A 19,655-nucleotide genomic window follows, 5' to 3' on the forward strand; every position below is an offset into this window, starting at 1 on the left:
TAGTTTTTTAAAAAATTATAGATTTTGAAGAGATTTGGAGATGGCAAAAAATTAGTTTTCAAACCTTATTCTCCGAATCAATTGAATCTTTTACCTCCCTCACTCGAAGATTTAATCGAGAATAATCATCCGGTACGTCTGGTAAATCATGTTATTGATTCAGTAAATATCGATGGACTTGTGAAGCAATATAAAGGTGGAGGGACATCAAGTTACCACCCGCGTATGTTGCTGAAGATATTAATCTATGGATATCTGAATAACATTTATTCAAGCCGCAAGATGGAAGCTTCCGTGAAGGAAAACATTCACTTTATGTGGCTGAGTGGAATGAGTCGCCCGGATCATAATACATTAAATCGTTTTCGGTCGGAGAAATTAAAGGAGGGCCTGGAAAGTGTTTTTTCCCAGGTGGTGATGTTGCTCGCAGATCAGGGTTTAGTGAGTCTGAAGGAGATTTATACAGATGGAACAAAAATAGAAGCCAACGCTAATAAATATACTTTTGTATGGGGAAACGCGATCAGGACAAACCGGGAGAGAATGAGCCGTCAATTAAAGGAGCTTTGGGCCTATAGTCAGCAAGTGGCTGTGGAAGAACTCAACGATACTTCAGCAATTAGTTTTGAGGCAGCCGATCCGGAAAAAGTAAAACAAACCATCCAGGAAATAGATAAGGCAATAAGTGGAAAAGAAATACCCCAAAAGGTTAAACAGAAGTTGAATTATGTAAAAAAAACTTCGTTGAGAACCTGAAGAAATATGAGCAGCATGAAAAAATATTAGCCGACAGAAACAGTTACTCCAAAACAGATCATGATGCCACCTTCATGCGCATGAAAGAAGACCATATGCTGAACGGCCAGCTGAAGCCTGGTTATAACCTGCAGATCTCTACCAATAATCAGTTCATCCTTAATTATACCCTTCACCAACAACCTAATGACAGCACAACTTTAAAAAACCATCTCACTCATTTTAATAAATTGTACAATAGGCTTCCTGTAAATGTAATTGCAGATGCAGGTTATGGAAGTGAAGAAAATTATTTATGGTGCGATCAGCACAATATTACTCCCTATATCAAATACAATACATTTTACAAGGATGAAACAAAAGCCCATAAAAAAAACAAGTTTGTAGCTTCCAATCTCCGATATGATAAACAGGAAGACATTTTATATTGCCCGATAAATGAACCGATGTATAATGTGGGAACACATCGAGACAAAAGCAGGAATGACTTTACCCAAATAGTTACCCATTACCAGGCTCAAAGCTGCACCAGGTGTGAGTTGAGGGATGCTTGCCATCAATCAAAAGGCGACAGGGTAGTAAAAATAAATCACAACCTCAGAAAATATAAAGCACAAGTTCATGCTCTTCTAACCAGTGAGAAAGGATTAAAACTACGACGACAACGATGTGTCGATGTAGAACCTGTCTTCGCCAATATAAAGCAGAATAAAAAGTTTAAACGATTTAATTTAAGAGGCATTAAAAGGTAGAAATAGAAACAGGATTATTAGCATTAGCACATAATCTGAAAAAAATGAATGGTAAGCTCTCATAAAAAGACTTTTGCATTATGATTTTTAAACCCCAATCTATTTAAAGTCAAAGGCGAAACATCAAACTGGTCTTAAAAAATAAAAAGAGGCTATCCTTTTGAGACAGCCTCTTTTTTGGAATAAATAGCGCAAGCCTTAGGCTTGTGTAAAATTCGTTGAAGCGTCCGCTTCCTCAAGATTTTTAATCAATTATTTCTATTTCCGCAGCCTGCAAAACCTCCTTATCATCCGCCTCAAAATTATGCACAAAAGCAACAACACTCATATTATCCGCATTCCAATCATCATCCAAAATATAAGAATAAGTAAATATATATCCTCTTCCCGCAACATTCTCCTCCGGTAAATTATCACCCGAATAATAAGTAAGCATTTTTCTTAAAACATGATTGTGTTCATAATCTTCCACCTCACCTGCATCGGTAATTTGAGCAGCAATAATGCCACTTTCTAAAAGAGATACACTTAAATGATTTGTTACACTTACATCAGATGTATAATCAATGGTAACAGTTAGTGTTAATTCTCTGGAAATAGCATCGTATACTTTTGATAAAACAATATTACAAGGTGGAATTTCACTTAATCTGTCGTTTGTATAACTTACAATATTTGTAGGAGGTTCTGCAAGATATCCGTCATCGCTAAAATCAACTCTATCCATAAAACTTGCAGGATGACCAACTACCGGACCTAAATAATCATCATCTAATGCCTCTGCTTCAACAGTAAGAAAATTCTGATCCAGATATAACGGATCACCAAAATAATTATATTCTGCAATGGCTAATACCTGTGTGGGATTTGCCGCAATTGCCAATGCAATTGCCTCATGCGCATCAGGACAATTTACACAAGCCGCTCCTGTAAAATCTTCAATTAAAACTACTTTATCATCTGGCGATTGTGGTGTACCTAAATAGGTTTCATAATCTGTTTCTGAAAGATTAATTGCAGGTCCAACCTCTTTACAGGAATAAGTTTGAAGCACTATAATAAAACCGAACAACAACAAATAGTTTACTCCGGTTAAAAAATTATTTTTCATATTCTTTCTTTTAAAATTCAATTAAAAAGTTGTTACCAATCCCGCTTTTAAACCGCTGAATGCAGGTTCGTATCTGCATACTCCGCCCGTACAAACAATTCCCGCAATTTGTTTTACATAGTTCAACGTAATTTTTGATGATTTATGAGTAAATCCTCCAAAAATGGAATAATAATGTAATGCTTTTTCTGTGAGCAAAGGATCATAATTCCACATATCACTTAATGCAAAACTCCATTTCGGAGCGATATTAAATTCCACTAAACCGTAAACCCAACTTCCATAATCCTGTTCCGTACTTTGATACTGCAATTCCACACGCATCGATTTTTTCCTGTCGAACTTATAGATAAATTCTGCAAACGGGGTAATTGCTTCCACTACAGGAATATCAGGATGGTTTTCAAAAATTTCCTGATGATAAGAAATATATTGTCCCCCCAACAATAATTTATACTTTGGTTTGCGCATTTCAAAATCAACAAATATTTCCTGAAATAACTGAACACTGTCGTTAGTTACATTCGAATAATTCGCATTTATGGTATATCCTTTTTTTGGTGTAAAAGTTAAATTCAACTGATAGGCTAATTCCCCCAATTCCTGAGCTACTGCCTGATATCTGGCTGTTAACCTCAATGAATTTTGTTTTGTAAGGGATGGAAGATAATCCATAATTCCATCCAATTGTGTTTCATTAGGCGATACACGCATAACCCAATTGTCAACCATTCTCACCTGTCCGGTTATTCCAAATCCATTTCCGATTTTAGAAGTGGAATAAGATAAGGAGGAATAAATAACGGAGCCATTTTCATTTACCAATTGATTATCAATATCCTTAATTGCTTCCTGACTTTTTTGCGCATATTCTATATACCAACTAACATCTTTAACCGTTAATGTATTATAAACTGATCCTGCATACATATTATATTTCGGTACAAAACGGTCTTCCAGATCATATCCATTTATCTGATCAACTATCACATTCATATTTTCCTGATCAATAGTTCTGTTCACGAAAGCGGCTCCAGGAGCTATTTGTATATTTTGATTTTTTGTTGGAATAATCCCTTCAATATTCGCTCCTTTAATTACCGGATTATACCTTGAAAAAAGATCTTTCATTTGTCCCCCTAACGCTTTTACGGTCCAGTTTTCATTTATATCATACTGTACTTCCATCCCAAATAACGCATTATCTATTCCCAAAGTGCGTTCTTCATATGCTCTGAATACCAATCCACTTCCAAACTGATCATAAATATATCCTCCTGTAATTGTAAGGGCGTCTATCTTTTTTTTGATATACCACCTTCCAATACCAGCATCTGTATATGGAATACCGGGATTGTGTAGGTTGGAATTATTGAAAATATCGAGTCTCAAACCGGCTTCAAGTCCAAATTGTTCATTTCTGTAACTTGTATTTAACCAACCGTTTGCTCCGCTTAAAAGATTGTCGTAGTGCGGCGTTCCGGTTGCTCCGATAGCGGAATCACTTTGATAAAATTCCGTGTTCAGCTGCAGATCACCTGAAAAACTGCTTTGGGCAATTAACACGGTGATTCCTAAACAAAAAGGTAATAACAGTAATTTTTTTCTCATATCGAATGGGTTTCCCGCCACTAAGGTAAAAAGGTGAATTGAATTTAACAGGATATAAAATTTGTTATTAATCAATTATTCCATGTTTTATGAGGCTTTAGCTTGATTACACAATTGTAATTTTCTTGTAATTTTCAATTTTCAGAGAGCAAATCAAGTGGGATCACTCAAGTTTAATGGCATAAATATTGACTGAGATGCCTATCTTTGAACTACAAAAATTTCAAATAATGAAGAAATTGGTATTAATACCCTTTTTTGTGCTCCTCTGCACTATTGCAGCAAAAGCTCAGGATCCCATTCCTGCCTTGAGTTTATATGATATCAAAGGCAATAAGGTGGAGATTTCCGATTACAAGGGAGATGGTAAAATTCAGGTTTTTAGTTTCTGGGCAACCTGGTGTATTCCATGTAAAGAGGAACTCAATAATATTGCTGAAATTTATGAAGATTGGCAAAAGGAATACAATGTAGAACTCATAGCGGTTTCTATTGACGATGCTAAAACAAAGGCAAATGTAAAATCATATGCTGAAGGACAAGGTTGGACATATACTGTTATTTTGGATACTAATAAAGAACTGCACCGTCTTTTAGGCGGCCAATCAGTGCCGTTTACCGTTGTTACGGATAAAACCGGAAGTATTGTCGAAAAACACACCGGATATATTGAAGGTGATGAATATGTTCTCGAAGACAAATTAAAGGAGCTTTCCAAGCAGCAGTAAACCAAAAAAACTTGAAAAAGGAACCCATGTGGTTCCTTTTTTTGTTTTATCCCTATAATAATTGTTAAACACTGTTAACGGATGTTGAATTACCCGAACGCAATACATCTATTATTGTTTAGTTATATAAATTTGACTTTTGCTTAAAGTGGGGGAGATGAAGAAACTGAAAACATTAATAAAAACGAGTAGTTTCGTATTGCTCTTATGTGGCCTATTAATAATTACCTCAGGAACAGACTGTAATAAAGAAACATCTGTTGCCAATGTAAATGATTCGTTGCGTATTGCGGAATTGATGTTGTTGGATAATGGTAAAATTCCCGTAGAGAATTTTTTTAAGAATCCCGAAAAAACAGCATTTTGTATTTCTCCAGACGGTAATTACATCTCTTATCTCGGCCCATATGAAACCAGATTAAATATTTATGTTCAAAAAGTGGGAGAGGGGCAAACACCTGTTCGTGTCACCTCTGATACAGAAAGAGATATCAGTAACTATTTCTGGAAAAATGACAACACTTTATTATTTGTTAAAGATTCGGGTGGCGATGAAAATTTTAAATTATATGCAATTAATAAAGATGGTTCCAATAAACGGGAACTCACTCCCGAAAAAAATGTTCGTATCGAAATAATTGATGAATTGCGCGATTTTCCTGATGAGGTGATCATCGCAATGAATAAAAATAATCCTGCTCTTTTTGAACCATACAGATTAAATATCCGCACCGGAGAACGCACACAACTTGCAGAAAATAAAGATATCATCAACCCTGTAACAATATGGAAAGCTGATAATGAAGGAAAATTGCGATTGGCTGTTAGTGTTGAAAAGGGCACAAAAACACACTTACTTTATCGCGCAACAGAAAATGAAAAATTTACTTCCATTCTTGTAAGCGATTGGAAAGAAATGGTGGAACCTTTGTTTTTTGATGAGGAGAATAAATATATTTATGCATTGTCGAACCTCAATCGCGACAAAGCTGCGTTGGTAAAAATTGATCCGGCAAATGCTCAAAATCCGGAGGTCATTTATGAGCATCCTGATGTTGATGTTTTATATGCAGAACGCTCTCCTAAAAAACATAAACTAATTTCCTGTTATTACGCAACAGATAAAAAACACACTGTTTTTTTCGATGAAGACCTGAAATCCATTTATAAAGAATTAAAGGTTGAATTTCCCGGTAGCGATATTTATTTTAATTCTTATGCAGATAATGAAAAGAATTTAATAGTTCGCACTTTTAACGATAGAACACCCGGAGATTTTTATTTGTATAACGCAGAGCTAAAATCAATTACACATCTCGCTGAAATAAATCCTAATATTGACAAGGATCAAACCTGCGATATGCAATCTGTAGCATTTACTTCTCGCGATAGTCTGAATATCAATGGATATCTCACCCTTCCACGTGTGGAAAATAAAAAATATTTGCCAACTGTTATTTTAGTGCACGGCGGACCAATGGCACGCGATTATTGGGGTTACCGGGCTGATGTACAATTATTGGCGAGCAGGGGATATGCAGTATTTCAAATTAATTTCCGTGGCTCCTGGGGTTACGGAAAAGAATTTGCTATAAAGGGATTTAAAGAATGGGGAAAAGATATGCAAAATGATATTAGTGATGGCGTCCAATGGCTAATAAATGAAGGGATCGCAGATCCCGATAATATTGCAATTTACGGCGCATCTTACGGTGGTTATGCTGCATTGGCAGGCGCTACATTTACCCCCGATTTATATGTTTGCGCAATAGATTATGTTGGACCATCCAATTTATTTACCCTCTTAAATAATTTACCTTCCTACTGGGAACCGGAAAAAGAAATGATGTATGAAATGATCGGTGATCCTAAAAAGGACAGTTTATTATTAGTGGCTGCATCACCGGTTTTTCACACTGAAAATATTTTAATTCCATTATTTATCGCCCAGGGCGCCAACGATCCCCGTGTAAATAAAACGGAATCAGAACAAATGGTAGATGCACTTCGAAATAGAAATATTGATGTGGTATACATGTTAAAAGCAAACGAAGGTCACGGATTTAAACTCGAAGAAAACAGACTCGAATTCTACAAAACAATGATGGGATTTCTGGCAGCTAATATGAAAACGAATATTCCAAAACCTTAACTTTAATTGATAATCGAAACTATTTTCAATTTATTAATTTTCAATTGACAATTGAGGAGAGAGGAGAAAGGAGAGAGGAGTTTAAATTTCTTGCGAAATTTTACTAAATCCCATCAATTGTTTTCCTGATACCCGATACTTGATACTAAAAAAAAGGAGTTTAAATTTCTTGCGAAATTTTACTAAATCCAACCGTTTGTTTTGTTAGGTCTTATACCGTTAGTGAGACCCTCGCTGGGAGCGAGAGCCTCACATCCTCCGAATTTTTGCAAACTCCACCGTTTGTTTTCCTGATACCTGATACCCGATACATTTTTGTTTTCCCATGTCCAATTTCCCATGTCCTATGTCCAGTCCCGTGTCCCGTGTCCCATGTCTCGTGTCCAATTTCCCATGTCCTATGTCCAGTCCCGTGTCCCATGTCCTAAATCCCCAAATTAAACAAATCCCCAATAATCCCATCAGAAATAAATTTTCCTTTTTTTGAGATTGTCAATTTGCCATTATCATCGCTTATGTAATTATCAGCAATATATTTTTCTGCATCCTTCATCAATCGAATAAATTCAGCTTCACCAAATTTCGTTTTAAATTGATCTTTGTCGAGTCCCCACATAGTTCGAAGGGATATCATGATATATTCATTTATTTGTTGAGATAAGGTTAATTCTTCCGATTCGAATAAAGGGTGACCAGAGCTGATATTTTTTAAATAGAGTGCATTATTACTTATGTTCCATTGCCTGGTTTTTCCATTGAAAGAATGTGCGGAAGGTCCAAATCCTGCATACCAATTCCCTAACCAATAAGAAGTATTATGTCTTGAATATTTTTTTTGTTTTGCAAAATTGGAAATTTCATAATGTTCAAATCCATGTGAGGGAAGTATTTTCGTTAATATTTCAAATTGTTGTGCTGCATGATCCTCATCAGGCTTTAACATTTTATTTTTTTCGATGAGATGAAACAATTTTGTTTTAGGTTCTACTGTTAAGGCATAACAGGAAATATGATTTATATCAAAACTTAACAATTTGAGAATATTTTTTTCCCACTCTGAATTGGTTTGATTTGGAATTCCATAAATAAGGTCGGCTGTAATATTTTCAAATCCGGCCTCTTTAATCAATATCAAACTTTTTTCTGCCTGCTCTGCATCGTGCGATCTGTTCATCATTAACAGATCTCTGTTGTAAAACGATTGTATACCCAAACTAATTCGGTTGATTCCGCTTGTTTTTAATTCCTCTAATTTTTGCGCATTGATATCATCGGGATTTGCCTCCAGTGTTATCTCCACATCTTTATCTATAGCATAGTAATGGTATATATTTTTCAGAATCAAATTCAATTCCATAGAACTTAATAAAGAAGGTGTACCTCCTCCAAAATAAATAGATTGAATGCTTTTGCCCTCCAGAAATTGTTTTCGGAGTGCTATTTCTGTTACAATAGCAGAAATAATTTCATCCCTAAGTTTAAGTGAGGTGGAAAAATGAAAGTTGCAATAGGTACAGGCCTGTTTACAAAAAGGTATATGTATATAAATTCCGGCCTTGTTTTCGTTAATCTGCATTGCAGTGCAAATGTATCAGTAAATTTGCTCTCCTTAATATGCGACTTCGTATACTCTTTTGGATATTATTGGTCACCGCCCTTTCACCGTTAAGAGCACAGGATTCCATTTGTTTTGTTGTAATCACGGAAGATCAGCAGGAAATTTCAAACAAAAAAGGTTCTTCTCTGCAATTAGAGCAGTTTGACTCAAAATTGGAAAGAAATACTTTTTTGAATGAATTTATGTATCACTATTATGAGAAGGGATTTCTCACCGCATCATGGAGTATTCTCAATGAAAGAAACGACACCCTTTACATTCAAGTAGAAAAAGGAAAAACAATTAATTGGATACAACTGAACACCACCAATGTAGACCCCTATTTTTTGGACAACAGCGGATACAGAAAAAAAGATTTCCAAAATAAAGTTTTCCGATACGATGAACTGGCTTCCGTTATGATTAAACTTTTACACTTTTCGGAGGATAATGGTTATCCTTTTGCAACAGTTTATCTCGATAGCATAGTATGGAAAGATTCTTCCATAATTGCAGATCTCATACTGCAAAAAAATCAATTCATTTTATTTGATACCATTGAAATAATCGGCAATTTAAATTTAAACGGAAATTATCTTCGTCAATATACAGGTATACATTCCGGGGAGCCATATGATCAGGAATTGCTTAACGGACTCGATAACAAATTAAAAGAAATACCATTTGCTACGGTTAGAGGTAATACCAAAATAGAATTTTATGGAAATACAGCAAAGGTGATCGTTTATCTCGATGAAAAAAAAACGAGCAGATTTGATTTTATTGTAGGTGTAATTCCAAATACAGAAATTACGGGAAGATTTATTATAACCGGCGAAGGAAGATTGGATCTGCACAATATTTTTGATGCCGGCGAAATTTTTAAATTGCATTTCTCCAAACTCGAAAGCACAACAAAAGAATTACAAACCTATTTCGGATATCCATATTTACCGGGTTTGCCGCTTGGCCTGGAGGCCGATTTTAATTTATTTTTAAAAGACTCCAATTTTCTGGAATTATCTTCCTCGGCGGGATTATTATATCAATTTGGCGGAAGTAATAATATCAAAGCCTTTGTTTCTTTTTATAGTTCAGCTATTTTAACTGTTGATACCAGTTTAATTCTTTCAACAAAAACATTGCCCTTCAATCTTGATCTTTCGGAAAGAGCATATGGATTAACCTGGAACTACGAACAACTCAATTATAAATTTAATCCCCGAAATGGATATGCTTTTTCTATCACAGGTTCCGTGGGAACTAAGACAATTAAAGAAAATAACACGATTTCATCCCTATTTGATCCCGAGTTTCCTGACTTCGATTTCAGTACTTTGTACGATAGTATTGAAACAAAAACTTTATCCATTAAATATAATTACGACTTGCGGTATTTTATTCCATTTTTTAAAAGAAATGCACTTTTGTTGCAGGCACATGGTTCATCAATTATTAATTCTACTATTCTTCAAAATGAATTATTAAGGTTGGGAGGAAATTCAGGGTTGCGCGGATTTGATGATCAGTCGATCCCGGTTTCTCAATTTCACATTTTTACTGCAGAGATCAGATATCTGCTTTCCCAAAATTCATACGCAGCAATTTTTGCCGATGCCGGATATGTAGAAAATAAAGGTGTGGGAATGTCAACCAGCGATTTCCCCTTTGGAATAGGTGCAGGAATTAATTTTGAAACAAAAGCGGGTATCTTTGGACTAAATTATGCTCTGGGAAGTCAAAATAATAATCCTCTGAGCATAAAAAATGCTAAAATTCATTTCGGTTACGTGAATTATTTCTGAGTGGTAAAATATTTATTTTTAAGTCTGTTGTTCATATGCTTTGGTGCATTCACCTTTGGCCAAATGGGTCCGAATGTGCTGCAGAATGATACTAATTCAAATCAAATTGAGTATCCCATAGTTTTAATTGATACCGATGCTGTTTTAAAAGAGCTCGAATTTCCAAAATTTTCATACGATTCCCTTTTCACAGCAAGTTCGGATGCCGGTGGCCAGGTATTAACGAGCCAGATTCATGTGCGCAAACGCGATGTGTTATTACCCATACTCTTGTTAATTATGCTGATATATGTTACCTGGTTGCGATTTGTTTTTTCGAAAGAACTCAGCGAAAATTTTACCGTTATCATTAACAGTAATCTGGGGCAACAAATTTATCGGGACAGAGAATTTTCTGCCAATATCTTTAAACTACTCACCTTTGTAAACTTTACATTATCTGCCGGAATATTCATCTTTTTACTCGCAGAGTATTACGAAATAGCAATGCCCTTCGAAATTACTTTTTATAATATATTAGCATCCATTGGGTTAATTATCCTGCTCTACTTGCTAAAGGGAGTCTGGTATGCCATAATTTCTGCGTCTTTTAAAATTGGCCCCCAGATCAGTTTTTTTCGGTTTAATGCACAGGTTATCTACCATTTGCTCGGAATTGCCCTGCTTCCCTTTGTGATATTAGCCGCATTTGCCGAGGCTCCGGTAAGCACATGGTCGCTTTTTGGAGCTTGTTTCGTGGTTTTAATTGCTTTACTGATACGCCTTTTCAAGGGATTTGCTGTTATGAGAGCCTTCGACCGGTTTCATATCGTCTATTTTTTGCTGTATATTTGCGCCCTCGAAATAGCCCCAATTCTAATAGCAGTTAAGCTTTTTAGCACTTGGGGTTAGGTGAAGGAAAAAAATTTGCCGATGAACAACAGCCAGGAACCGTTAATAAAATCAGTTAAATCCATTCTCGTTTCGCAACCTAAACCACCTGAAACCCCAAAATCACCCTATCAGGAACTTGCGGAAAAGTATAAAATCAAAATTGATTTCCGTCAGTTCATTCAGGTTCGTGGATTATCCTCAAAAGAATTCAGGAAGCAACGAATTAATATTCTCGACTTTTCAGCTGTTATTTTTACTAGCAGAAATGCGATCGATCATTTTTTCCGTCTCTGTGAAGAATTGCGCATACGCATGCCGGAAATGACCAAATATTTTTGCGTTTCTGAAGCAATTGCGGTTTACCTGCAAAAATATATTCAGTATAGAAAAAGAAAGGTTTTTTACGGCTCCGGGAAGGACTCGGAACTGCTCGACCTCTTTAAAAAACATATAACCGAAAAGTTTCTATTCCCCTGCACACCTAGCCATAAGGATGTTTTTACGGAGTATTTAAAAAATAATAATGCCGATTTCACCGAGGCAACTATTTACGAAACCGTTTCTGCCGATCTAAGTGATATGAATGGCAAGATCAATTATGATATGATCGTGTTATTCACTCCCACCGGGGTGCAAAGTTTATTTCAAAACTTTCCAAATTTCGAACAAGGCGATCTTCGAATCGGATGTATGGGAACTTCTACACTCAAAGCAATGGAAGATCGCAAACTGCGCGTTGATGTTAAGGCCCCAACTCCCGAAACTCCTTCTATTATTATGGCGTTGAGCAATTATATTGCCTTGGCGAATAAGAAGAAGTGATTGGTTAATAATCTCAGAGTAACACTTCATTCATGATTCACAAAATCAGTAATGAGTAATGCCCGCCCGGACGACCCGGTCGGACGGGAGTTATGAGTTTGCCAACTGCTACCATTGGAGTTTTGATCTCCTATTTGAAAATTTATCTATCCTGCGGGCGCAACCTATTTCCCAAATCGGAAATAGGACATAGGGCATAGGAAAACGAATACCCGGATTTATAAAAATTTCGAAGAAATTTAAACTCCTCACTCCTTTCTCCTCACTCCTCTCTCATTACTCATTACTTCGAGCTCTACACTTACCTTTGTATTAATGAAAAATCAAACATCAAATCATCTTATACACGAAAACTCACCTTACCTCCTTCAACATGCTTATAATCCTGTGGAATGGTTTCCTTGGGGGGATGAAGCATTGCAAAAGGCAAAAAATGAAGATAAACCCATTTTAGTTTCTATTGGGTATGCTGCATGTCATTGGTGCCACGTAATGGAACATGAAAGTTTTGAAGACGAACAAACCGCAAAATTTATGAATACCTGGTTTGTAAATATTAAAGTTGACCGCGAGGAACGCCCTGATATAGATAATATATATATGAATGCATGCCAGCTTCTCACAGGTGCCGGCGGCTGGCCTTTAAATATTTTTCTTACTCCTGATCTATTGCCCTTTAGCGGGGGAACTTATTTCCCGCCTAAACCCGGATACGGCAAACCTTCCTGGATGGAAGTGCTCATGTATATGAAGGATACTTTCAGCCGCGAACGCGATAAAGTGGAACAACAGGCAGCCGCTCTTTCGGAGCACATTTTGCAAATGGATAATGCTTTTATAACTCCATTAAAAGATATTTCCGACAATGAAATTCCATTTACCGAACAAGATATTATTTCAGTAATTACATCTCTTAAAAATAATTTTGATATTGTGGATGGCGGATTTGGATCAGCACCAAAATTTCCGGGTACCATGAGCCTGCAATTTTTATGGAGAGCAAACTTTTTTCTGAAGGATAGTGCAGTTGAAAATCATATTCATCTGAGTCTTCAAAAAATGATGTATGGCGGAATATTCGATCAGATAGACGGTGGATTTGCGCGATATACCGTAGATAAAAAATGGATAATACCGCATTTTGAAAAAATGTTATATGATAATGCCTTACTTATTCATTTATATGCCGAAGTATTTATGTCTACTCAGAATAAAGAATATTTACAGGTTGTACTGCGCTCTCTCGATTTTTTAGAACGTGAAATGATGAATGATGAATTTGGATTTTATTCCTCCTACGATGCCGATTCAGAAGGGGTGGAAGGTAAATATTATACCTTTACTTATGATGAAATTAAAACAATGTTTGGGGAGGATATCACATTTGTCTCCCGATTGTATAATATCGAAAAAACCGGCAATTGGGAACACACAAATATTTTATATCGCACCATTGATAATGATGCATTAGCAAAAGAATTTTCGTTGGCCAAAGAAGAGGTGGAAATTAAAATAAACCTCATCAATAAAAAATTGTTGCATTATCGGGAAAACCGCATTAAACCTGGGCTCGACGATAAGATCATACTGTCATGGAATGCTCTTACCTGCTCCGCTTTTGTGCAGGCATTTAAGGCAACTGCAATATCTAAATTCAAACACTTAGCGATAAAAAATATTGATTTTCTTTTGTCTTGTTTTGAAGATAAAAGCAATGCAGGACAATTGTTCCATACCTATAAAAACGGACTTGCAAAACATCCTGCATTTATTGAAGATTATGCTGCAATTATTCAGGCACTATTGGATATATATGAAATTACCTCGGAAGAAAAATATTTAGTTCGCGCACAATTGTATGCCACATTTGTAATAGAAAATTTTATGGATAATGATGGGATGTTTTATTTCACACATAAAGATCAAAACGACATTCCATTACGCAATAAAGATTTTTATGATAATGCAACACCTTCCGGTAATTCGATAATGGTGCATGATCTCCTTCGACTTTCTATTTTAACGGGAGAATTAAAATGGTACGATATAGCGATTAATATGTTGTTAAAATTAAAACCCGCAATTTTAAAACACGGCTCTTCCTTTGGAAATTGGTTGGGTGCCGCATTAAAAATTTTATTTCCATATGGAGAGGTAGCAGTGGTAGGTAAAGATGCCTTAAAAATTATGGAAGAATTACAACATATTTATTATCCGCATTTAATTTTTCAGGCAGATGAATCAGGAAATTCAGAATATCCTTTGCTAAAGAACAGATATAATACAGAGGGCACTTTTATTCATCTGTGCAAAAACAATGTTTGTAAACTTCCTGTCAGTTCTGTGTCTGATTACCGATCAGCTCTTACAGAATTTTGAGAAGAGGGATGTTTGGATTAACTTTATGTCAAATACGAAACGGATTCTGTTTTCGTTATTAGGTTTAATTGTAAGGATGGACAGATTTATACACAGGATACTTTTTATTTTAATACTGCTTTCAGGGTCTTCTTTTTTAAAAGGACAGTCGGCGTCGTTCCGAAGTTATGCACAACAGGATCCTCAGTTTACACAATACATGTTCAATCCAGTATATTTTAATGTAGCTGCAGTGGGCAACGAACAGGCTTGGGTATCCACTGTTAATATCAGAAATCAATGGGTGAATCTACCCGGAGCACCAGTGTCACAATCTCTCACATCTCATCTGCCAATTTACAAATTACACGGCGGTGCAGGAATTACAATAGTGAATGATATCGCGGGTCAACAGCGAAATACTGGAGCCATGTTCATGTATGCATATCAAAAACAATTCAGAACCTCTACCTTAAGTTTTGGTGCTGGAGCGGGTTTCATACAACAATCGATCGACGGGAGCAAACTAATCACGCCAACAGGCAATTACGAGAATAATGTGAACCATAATGACCCTAATTTGCCTGTCACATTAAGTTCAGAACTGTTACCCGACGCGTCGGCAGGTATCTATTTCTTTGGAAAAAATTTAACCGCAGGGATTGCTGCATCACATTTGTTGTCGCCGATCTTGAATGGAAAAGACGCGACAATCAATGATGTACAATATTACCCCGGCGGTAACGTTTATATCAGTTACAAATTTGAGGTGAACGATAAAATAGATATCACACCTAATGTTCTTTATAAAACCGACTTCGTGGAAAGTATTGTTGATGTAAATACAATTTTTACTTACAACCGCAATATTTTAGCAGGAGTATCGTTTAGGGGATATGCCAACAGTCAGTATGATGCAGTGGCATTGATAGCAGGTTTGAATATCACCGATAAGTGGCGCGTAAGTTATAGTTACGATATCACAACCTCAGCCTTAAACACGGTAAGTTCAGGATCACACGAATTAGTGCTCAGATATAGTATCCCGGTTGCAAAACCAAGAGTAGGAAAGATGATTAACAATCCGAGATATTTATATCATTAACAGCATTAAATTTGTGAATTAATAGAAAGTTGCTAATTTCACATACTTTTAGGAAAAAGTGTGTGAAAAAACTGGGGCGAAATATTATTTTTTAACCAATAAAAATGATATTTTTACACGGTTTTAAAGTTACAAATCATGTCAAGTATGAAAAGAAACCTGCCATTATTACTTATTGCATTCGTAGCCATCCTCGCCGGAACAGGCTGTAGTCACTCGAGTTGGGATGATTACAGGGGACAGTTGCTGGGAATGCAAGACCGACCGGTCTGGGAACCCATCAATCCTTTTGGAATGGTGTACATTCCGTCCGGAACTCTGCACGTAGGGCCCAGCGACCAGGATGTTAACAACTCCCTCTGGCAAAGAACAAAGTCAATTTCCATTCAAGGTTTTTACATGGATGATGCCGAGATCACCAACAACGAATATCGTCAGTTCGTTTTCTGGGTGCGCGATTCCATTTCTCACGTTCTGCTCGATCACTATGCAGAAGAAGAGGAAGGTCAGGCAACTGAAGAACCTAAAATTGACTGGTCACAACCAATCGACTGGGAAGATGAAGAAACAGTTTCCCGTCTGGAAGAAATTTATTTACCCGGTAGTGAAACCTACTACGGTGAAAAACAAGTGGACACACGCCAGCTGATCTTCAGCTACCGTTGGGCAAAATGGAAGGAAGCAGCATCCAAATCAAACCGCGATAAAAACATTGCTGATTTCATGGTGGAAGAACCAATTGAGATCTATCCCGATACTTTAGTTTGGGTGCATGATTATACTTATTCTTACAATGAACCGATGACCCGTCAATATTTTTCTCACCCTTCCTTCGACGATTATCCTGTGGTTGGTGTTTCCTGGAAACAGGCAAGTGCCTTCACAACATGGAGAACCGATTTCTGGAACGACTGGAGAAGATCACACGAGGAAGTTATTGTAGACGATTTCCGTTTACCTACCGAACACGAATGGGAATATGCTGCACGTGGTGGAAGAGATGAAGCTCCTTATCCTTGGGGTGGACCTTACGTGAGAAATACAAAAGGATGTTATCTGGCAAACTTTAAACCTGGTCGCGGTAATTATCCGGAAGATGGTGGTTATTATACAGTTAAAGTATACTCTTATGCACCGAACGATTTCGGTGTATATAATATGGCAGGTAATGTTTCCGAATGGACATCTACAGCATTTGCTGAAAACTCCTATTCATTTATTCATGATGAAAATCCTGATTATAGATATGATGCAGATGAAAATGATCCACCGGCAATGAAAAGAAAGGTTATCCGTGGAGGATCTTGGAAAGATATCAGTTATTATATACAAACAGGTTCAAGACACTGGGAATTTCAGGATACAGCAAAATGTTATGTTGGCTTCCGTTGTTGCATGACCTTCCTTGGTCGCTCTATGAGTGATTTCTAATAAATAATTTCCTAACCAAGAGTGAACACACAAAATCAGCAATTTTTAACAATCATTCTAAAACTAAAAATTTAAAACAAAATGTCAGCATTTTTCGAAACCGATCGTTTTAAACGTCTCAAGAATCTCATCATCGGATTAGGTGCATCAGTAGTACTTGTAGGAGCTCTCTTCAAAATCCTCCACTGGGAAGGTGCCGATTTCATGTTAATGGTGGGTATGTTCACTGAAGCATTCATTTTCTTATTGTTAGGTGTGTTGCCTCCACACAAAGATTATTATTGGGAGAAGATCTATCCGGACCTGGATATCGCTCCTGAAGTTGAAGAAGCAAAATCAGGTAAAAAGGTTCACAAAATGGAACCAAGAGAAAGCGTTACCAAACAATTGGACAAAATGCTGGAAGAGAGCAAAGTTGAACCAATGATGATCGAAAGATTAGGTGATAACCTTAAGAGATTAGGTGAAAATATCGAAAAATTAGGTGACGTACAAGATGCTGCACTTAATACAAACGAATATTCAACTAAAATAAAAGATGCTTCTATTGCTGTTGCTGAAATGCGTGACGCGTATTCAAATGCTGCTAAAGCTATGGAACAGATCACTTCAACATCAGTTGATACAACAAAATACCACGAGCAAGTGCAAATGGTTACTAAAAACTTAGGTCAGTTGAATGCTATTTACGAATTAGAATTACAAGATACCAACAACCATCTTAAGGCAATGAACAAATTCTATGGTAGCTTGAACAGCGCTATGGATAACCTTCAGGAATCAGTTACAGATACTGCTAAATACCGTGAAGAAATTGGTCAGTTGTCCACTAATTTGGCTGCATTGAACCGTGTATATGGTAATATGCTAAGTGCAATGAGCACAGGTGCTAACCGTTAATTCATTTTTACTTTATTAATTTATAACTAAATAAAAATATAAAATAATGTCAATACCAAAGGAACCACGCCAGCTCATGATCAACCTCATGTACCTGGTGCTTACAGCCCTGCTGGCATTGAACGTATCTGCGGAAATTCTCAACGCGTTTAATCTTGTAAATGCGGGTATCAAAGACAGTAATGAAATTCTTACAGAAAAGAATACCAGAACTATCGGTTTTGTTGAAAAAATAGCACTAACGGATACTCGTCCAGCGACTCAGCAAATCTTAAAGAATTGTCAGGAAGCGTCTAAGATCAGCGAAGAATTTGTGGGTTATGTTGAATCCTTAAAAGAGGAAATTAAGGTACTAGCAGGAGGTGATAATCCTGACCATCCCGGAAAATTAAAAACCGAAGGGGAAACAGAAAAAACAAGTAACCTTTTATTGAAAAAAGGTAAAGGAGAAGAATTAGAAGCTAAGATCAAAGAGGCAAGAACCAAATTTTTGGCTCTGGTAGGAAACGATCCTTTGATTGAGGTTCCTTTATCTATCAATGAAATTCCTGCCGATTCAAAGGCAGAATCTTGGAGTGCGTATAACTTCGATCGTGTACCTGCAATAGCATGTATAACGATCCTTACAAAACTTCAACAAGATGCAAAGAGTACTGAAAACTCTATCATTGAAAAGTTAGCAGGTTCTATTTATAAAGAAGACATTAAGGTGGATAAAATGGCTGCCCAGGTTGTAGCCCCGTCTGCCTATATGAGAAAGGGATCTGAGTATACAGCTGATATCTTTATCGGTGCAACTTCCGAATCCATTAAACCGGAAGTGTATTTAGGTTCATTTACTTCTGCAGTTAAAAAAGATCCGGATGATCCAAATGGAAAAGCATTTCTTGAAGTTGTAGGAACTGATATACCTCTCTCAGGAGCTCGTCAGATCGAAGTTGTTGGCGGTATGGGTAAAATTAAAGAGGCTGCATCCGGGCAACGCGACTTTCAAGGTGTAATTAAAATTAAACATCCAAGTGAAGAGGGTAAATTTAAATTCTATCCATTCGAATTTGGATACGAAACATTCGAAGTTGGTAAGGCCGTTGTGTCACCAACAGCTATGAATGTGTTATATATAGGAATAGATAACCCTATAAAAATTTCTGTTCCGGGTTACGCTTCTGAAAAAGTAACAGCATCAGGTTGTGGTATCACTCGTATTAAAGGTGAAGAATATAATGCAAAACCTACTGTTGCGGGTGAAGATAAAATTGTAGTATCTGTTAAAACAGAAAAGGGATCAGAAACTTCAGAAGAAAAATTCAGAGTTCGTCGTATACCGGATCCTTATGTATATGTATTAAATACTAAAGGTGGTGCATTGAAACTCGGAGAATTTAAAGCTGCAGAAAGCATTATAGTTAAAAACCCGGACTTTGTATTCCAGGTACCATATACTGTTGTAAGTTTTGAACTTGCGCATGCTCCAAAAATTGGATCAGTGCTTGCCGATGTGTCAAATTCCAACAAATTTTCGTCTATGATGAAGGATATACAAAAAAAGGCAAAAGCCGGAGATAAAATTGTAATTGAGGCAATTGTTAAAATGCCTGATGGCAGAACTGTTCCTGTAAACACTTCTTTTAAATTAATAGGTGGTTAAAAACAA

General features: G+C 36.6%; 13 protein-coding genes and 1 pseudogene. 11 read left to right on the plus strand and 3 right to left on the minus strand.

The genetic code is table 11. The annotated features are described in order from the left end of the window. Positions 1-24: 24 nt before the first annotated feature. Positions 25-1,573: pseudogene (locus tag IPI31_07145) on the plus strand (IS1182 family transposase). 179 nt (positions 1,574-1,752) lie between these two features. Here the strand turns inward: IPI31_07145 and IPI31_07150 are convergent. Continuing rightward, positions 1,753-2,619 (minus strand): Omp28-related outer membrane protein, encoded by an 867-nt coding sequence (locus IPI31_07150; protein ID MBK7567593.1) that lies wholly within the window; start codon positions 2,617-2,619, stop codon positions 1,753-1,755. 21 nt (positions 2,620-2,640) lie between these two features. Continuing rightward, complete coding sequence (locus tag IPI31_07155; GenBank protein ID MBK7567594.1) at positions 2,641-4,230, minus strand: hypothetical protein; 1,590 nt, start codon at positions 4,228-4,230, stop codon at positions 2,641-2,643. A 230-nt stretch (positions 4,231-4,460) separates the two neighbouring features. On the opposite strand from IPI31_07155, the gene IPI31_07160 reads away from it, so the two are divergent. After that, complete coding sequence (locus tag IPI31_07160) at positions 4,461-4,958, plus strand: TlpA family protein disulfide reductase (protein ID MBK7567595.1); 498 nt, start codon at positions 4,461-4,463, stop codon at positions 4,956-4,958. A gap of 157 nt (positions 4,959-5,115) precedes the next feature. Then, positions 5,116-7,110 (plus strand): S9 family peptidase, encoded by a 1,995-nt coding sequence (locus tag IPI31_07165; GenBank protein ID MBK7567596.1) that lies wholly within the window; start codon positions 5,116-5,118, stop codon positions 7,108-7,110. Positions 7,111-7,534: 424 nt separating this feature from the next. Here the strand turns inward: IPI31_07165 and hemW are convergent, their stop codons facing one another. Then, entirely contained in the window at positions 7,535-8,686 is a 1,152-nt protein-coding gene (gene hemW / locus IPI31_07170; protein ID MBK7567597.1) for a radical SAM family heme chaperone HemW, read from the minus strand. A gap of 38 nt (positions 8,687-8,724) precedes the next feature. On the opposite strand from hemW, the gene IPI31_07175 reads away from it, so the two are divergent. The 8 genes from IPI31_07175 (at position 8,725) to gldM (ending at position 19,649) form a co-directional block, all read left to right on the plus strand. Continuing rightward, a complete protein-coding gene (locus IPI31_07175) occupies positions 8,725-10,512 on the plus strand; it encodes a hypothetical protein (GenBank protein ID MBK7567598.1) in 1,788 nt (595 codons plus the stop codon). Further along, a complete protein-coding gene (locus IPI31_07180) occupies positions 10,513-11,403 on the plus strand; it encodes a DUF4271 domain-containing protein (protein ID MBK7567599.1) in 891 nt (296 codons plus the stop codon). It abuts the gene before it with no gap. 21 nt (positions 11,404-11,424) lie between these two features. Continuing rightward, on the plus strand, positions 11,425-12,207 hold the full coding sequence (locus tag IPI31_07185; GenBank protein ID MBK7567600.1) for a uroporphyrinogen-III synthase: 783 nt from the start codon (positions 11,425-11,427) through the stop codon (positions 12,205-12,207). Positions 12,208-12,522: 315 nt separating this feature from the next. Further along, entirely contained in the window at positions 12,523-14,586 is a 2,064-nt protein-coding gene (locus tag IPI31_07190) for a thioredoxin domain-containing protein (protein ID MBK7567601.1), read from the plus strand. 76 nt (positions 14,587-14,662) lie between these two features. Beyond that, positions 14,663-15,670: a type IX secretion system membrane protein PorP/SprF gene (locus IPI31_07195; GenBank protein ID MBK7567602.1), complete on the plus strand. Its 1,008-nt coding sequence runs from the start codon at positions 14,663-14,665 to the stop codon at positions 15,668-15,670. A gap of 147 nt (positions 15,671-15,817) precedes the next feature. Further along, positions 15,818-17,101 (plus strand): SUMF1/EgtB/PvdO family nonheme iron enzyme, encoded by a 1,284-nt coding sequence (locus tag IPI31_07200; GenBank protein MBK7567603.1) that lies wholly within the window; start codon positions 15,818-15,820, stop codon positions 17,099-17,101. 81 nt (positions 17,102-17,182) lie between these two features. After that, positions 17,183-18,001, plus strand: a complete 819-nt coding sequence (gene gldL / locus IPI31_07205) for a gliding motility protein GldL (GenBank protein ID MBK7567604.1) — start codon at positions 17,183-17,185, stop codon at positions 17,999-18,001. A 46-nt stretch (positions 18,002-18,047) separates the two neighbouring features. Then, positions 18,048-19,649, plus strand: a complete 1,602-nt coding sequence (gene gldM, locus IPI31_07210; GenBank protein MBK7567605.1) for a gliding motility protein GldM — start codon at positions 18,048-18,050, stop codon at positions 19,647-19,649. Positions 19,650-19,655 lie beyond the last annotated feature (6 nt).

It is taken from the genome of Bacteroidota bacterium, from assembly GCA_016706865.1.
Classification (GTDB): domain Bacteria; phylum Bacteroidota; class Bacteroidia; order Chitinophagales; family BACL12; genus UBA7236.

Coding starts and splice junctions, on each gene's coding strand:
- IPI31_07160 (MBK7567595.1), top strand. CDS start 4,461: ATGAAGAAATTGGTATTAATACCCTTTTTTGTGCTCCTCTGCACTATT.
- IPI31_07195 (MBK7567602.1), top strand. CDS start 14,663: ATGGACAGATTTATACACAGGATACTTTTTATTTTAATACTGCTTTCA.
- gldM (MBK7567605.1), top strand. CDS start 18,048: ATGTCAATACCAAAGGAACCACGCCAGCTCATGATCAACCTCATGTAC.
- IPI31_07155 (MBK7567594.1), bottom strand. CDS start 4,230: ATGAGAAAAAAATTACTGTTATTACCTTTTTGTTTAGGAATCACCGTG.
- hemW (MBK7567597.1), bottom strand. CDS start 8,686: ATGCAGATTAACGAAAACAAGGCCGGAATTTATATACATATACCTTTT.
- IPI31_07175 (MBK7567598.1), top strand. CDS start 8,725: ATGCGACTTCGTATACTCTTTTGGATATTATTGGTCACCGCCCTTTCA.
- IPI31_07190 (MBK7567601.1), top strand. CDS start 12,523: ATGAAAAATCAAACATCAAATCATCTTATACACGAAAACTCACCTTAC.
- IPI31_07165 (MBK7567596.1), top strand. CDS start 5,116: ATGAAGAAACTGAAAACATTAATAAAAACGAGTAGTTTCGTATTGCTC.
- IPI31_07200 (MBK7567603.1), top strand. CDS start 15,818: ATGAAAAGAAACCTGCCATTATTACTTATTGCATTCGTAGCCATCCTC.
- IPI31_07185 (MBK7567600.1), top strand. CDS start 11,425: ATGAACAACAGCCAGGAACCGTTAATAAAATCAGTTAAATCCATTCTC.
- gldL (MBK7567604.1), top strand. CDS start 17,183: ATGTCAGCATTTTTCGAAACCGATCGTTTTAAACGTCTCAAGAATCTC.
- IPI31_07150 (MBK7567593.1), bottom strand. CDS start 2,619: ATGAAAAATAATTTTTTAACCGGAGTAAACTATTTGTTGTTGTTCGGT.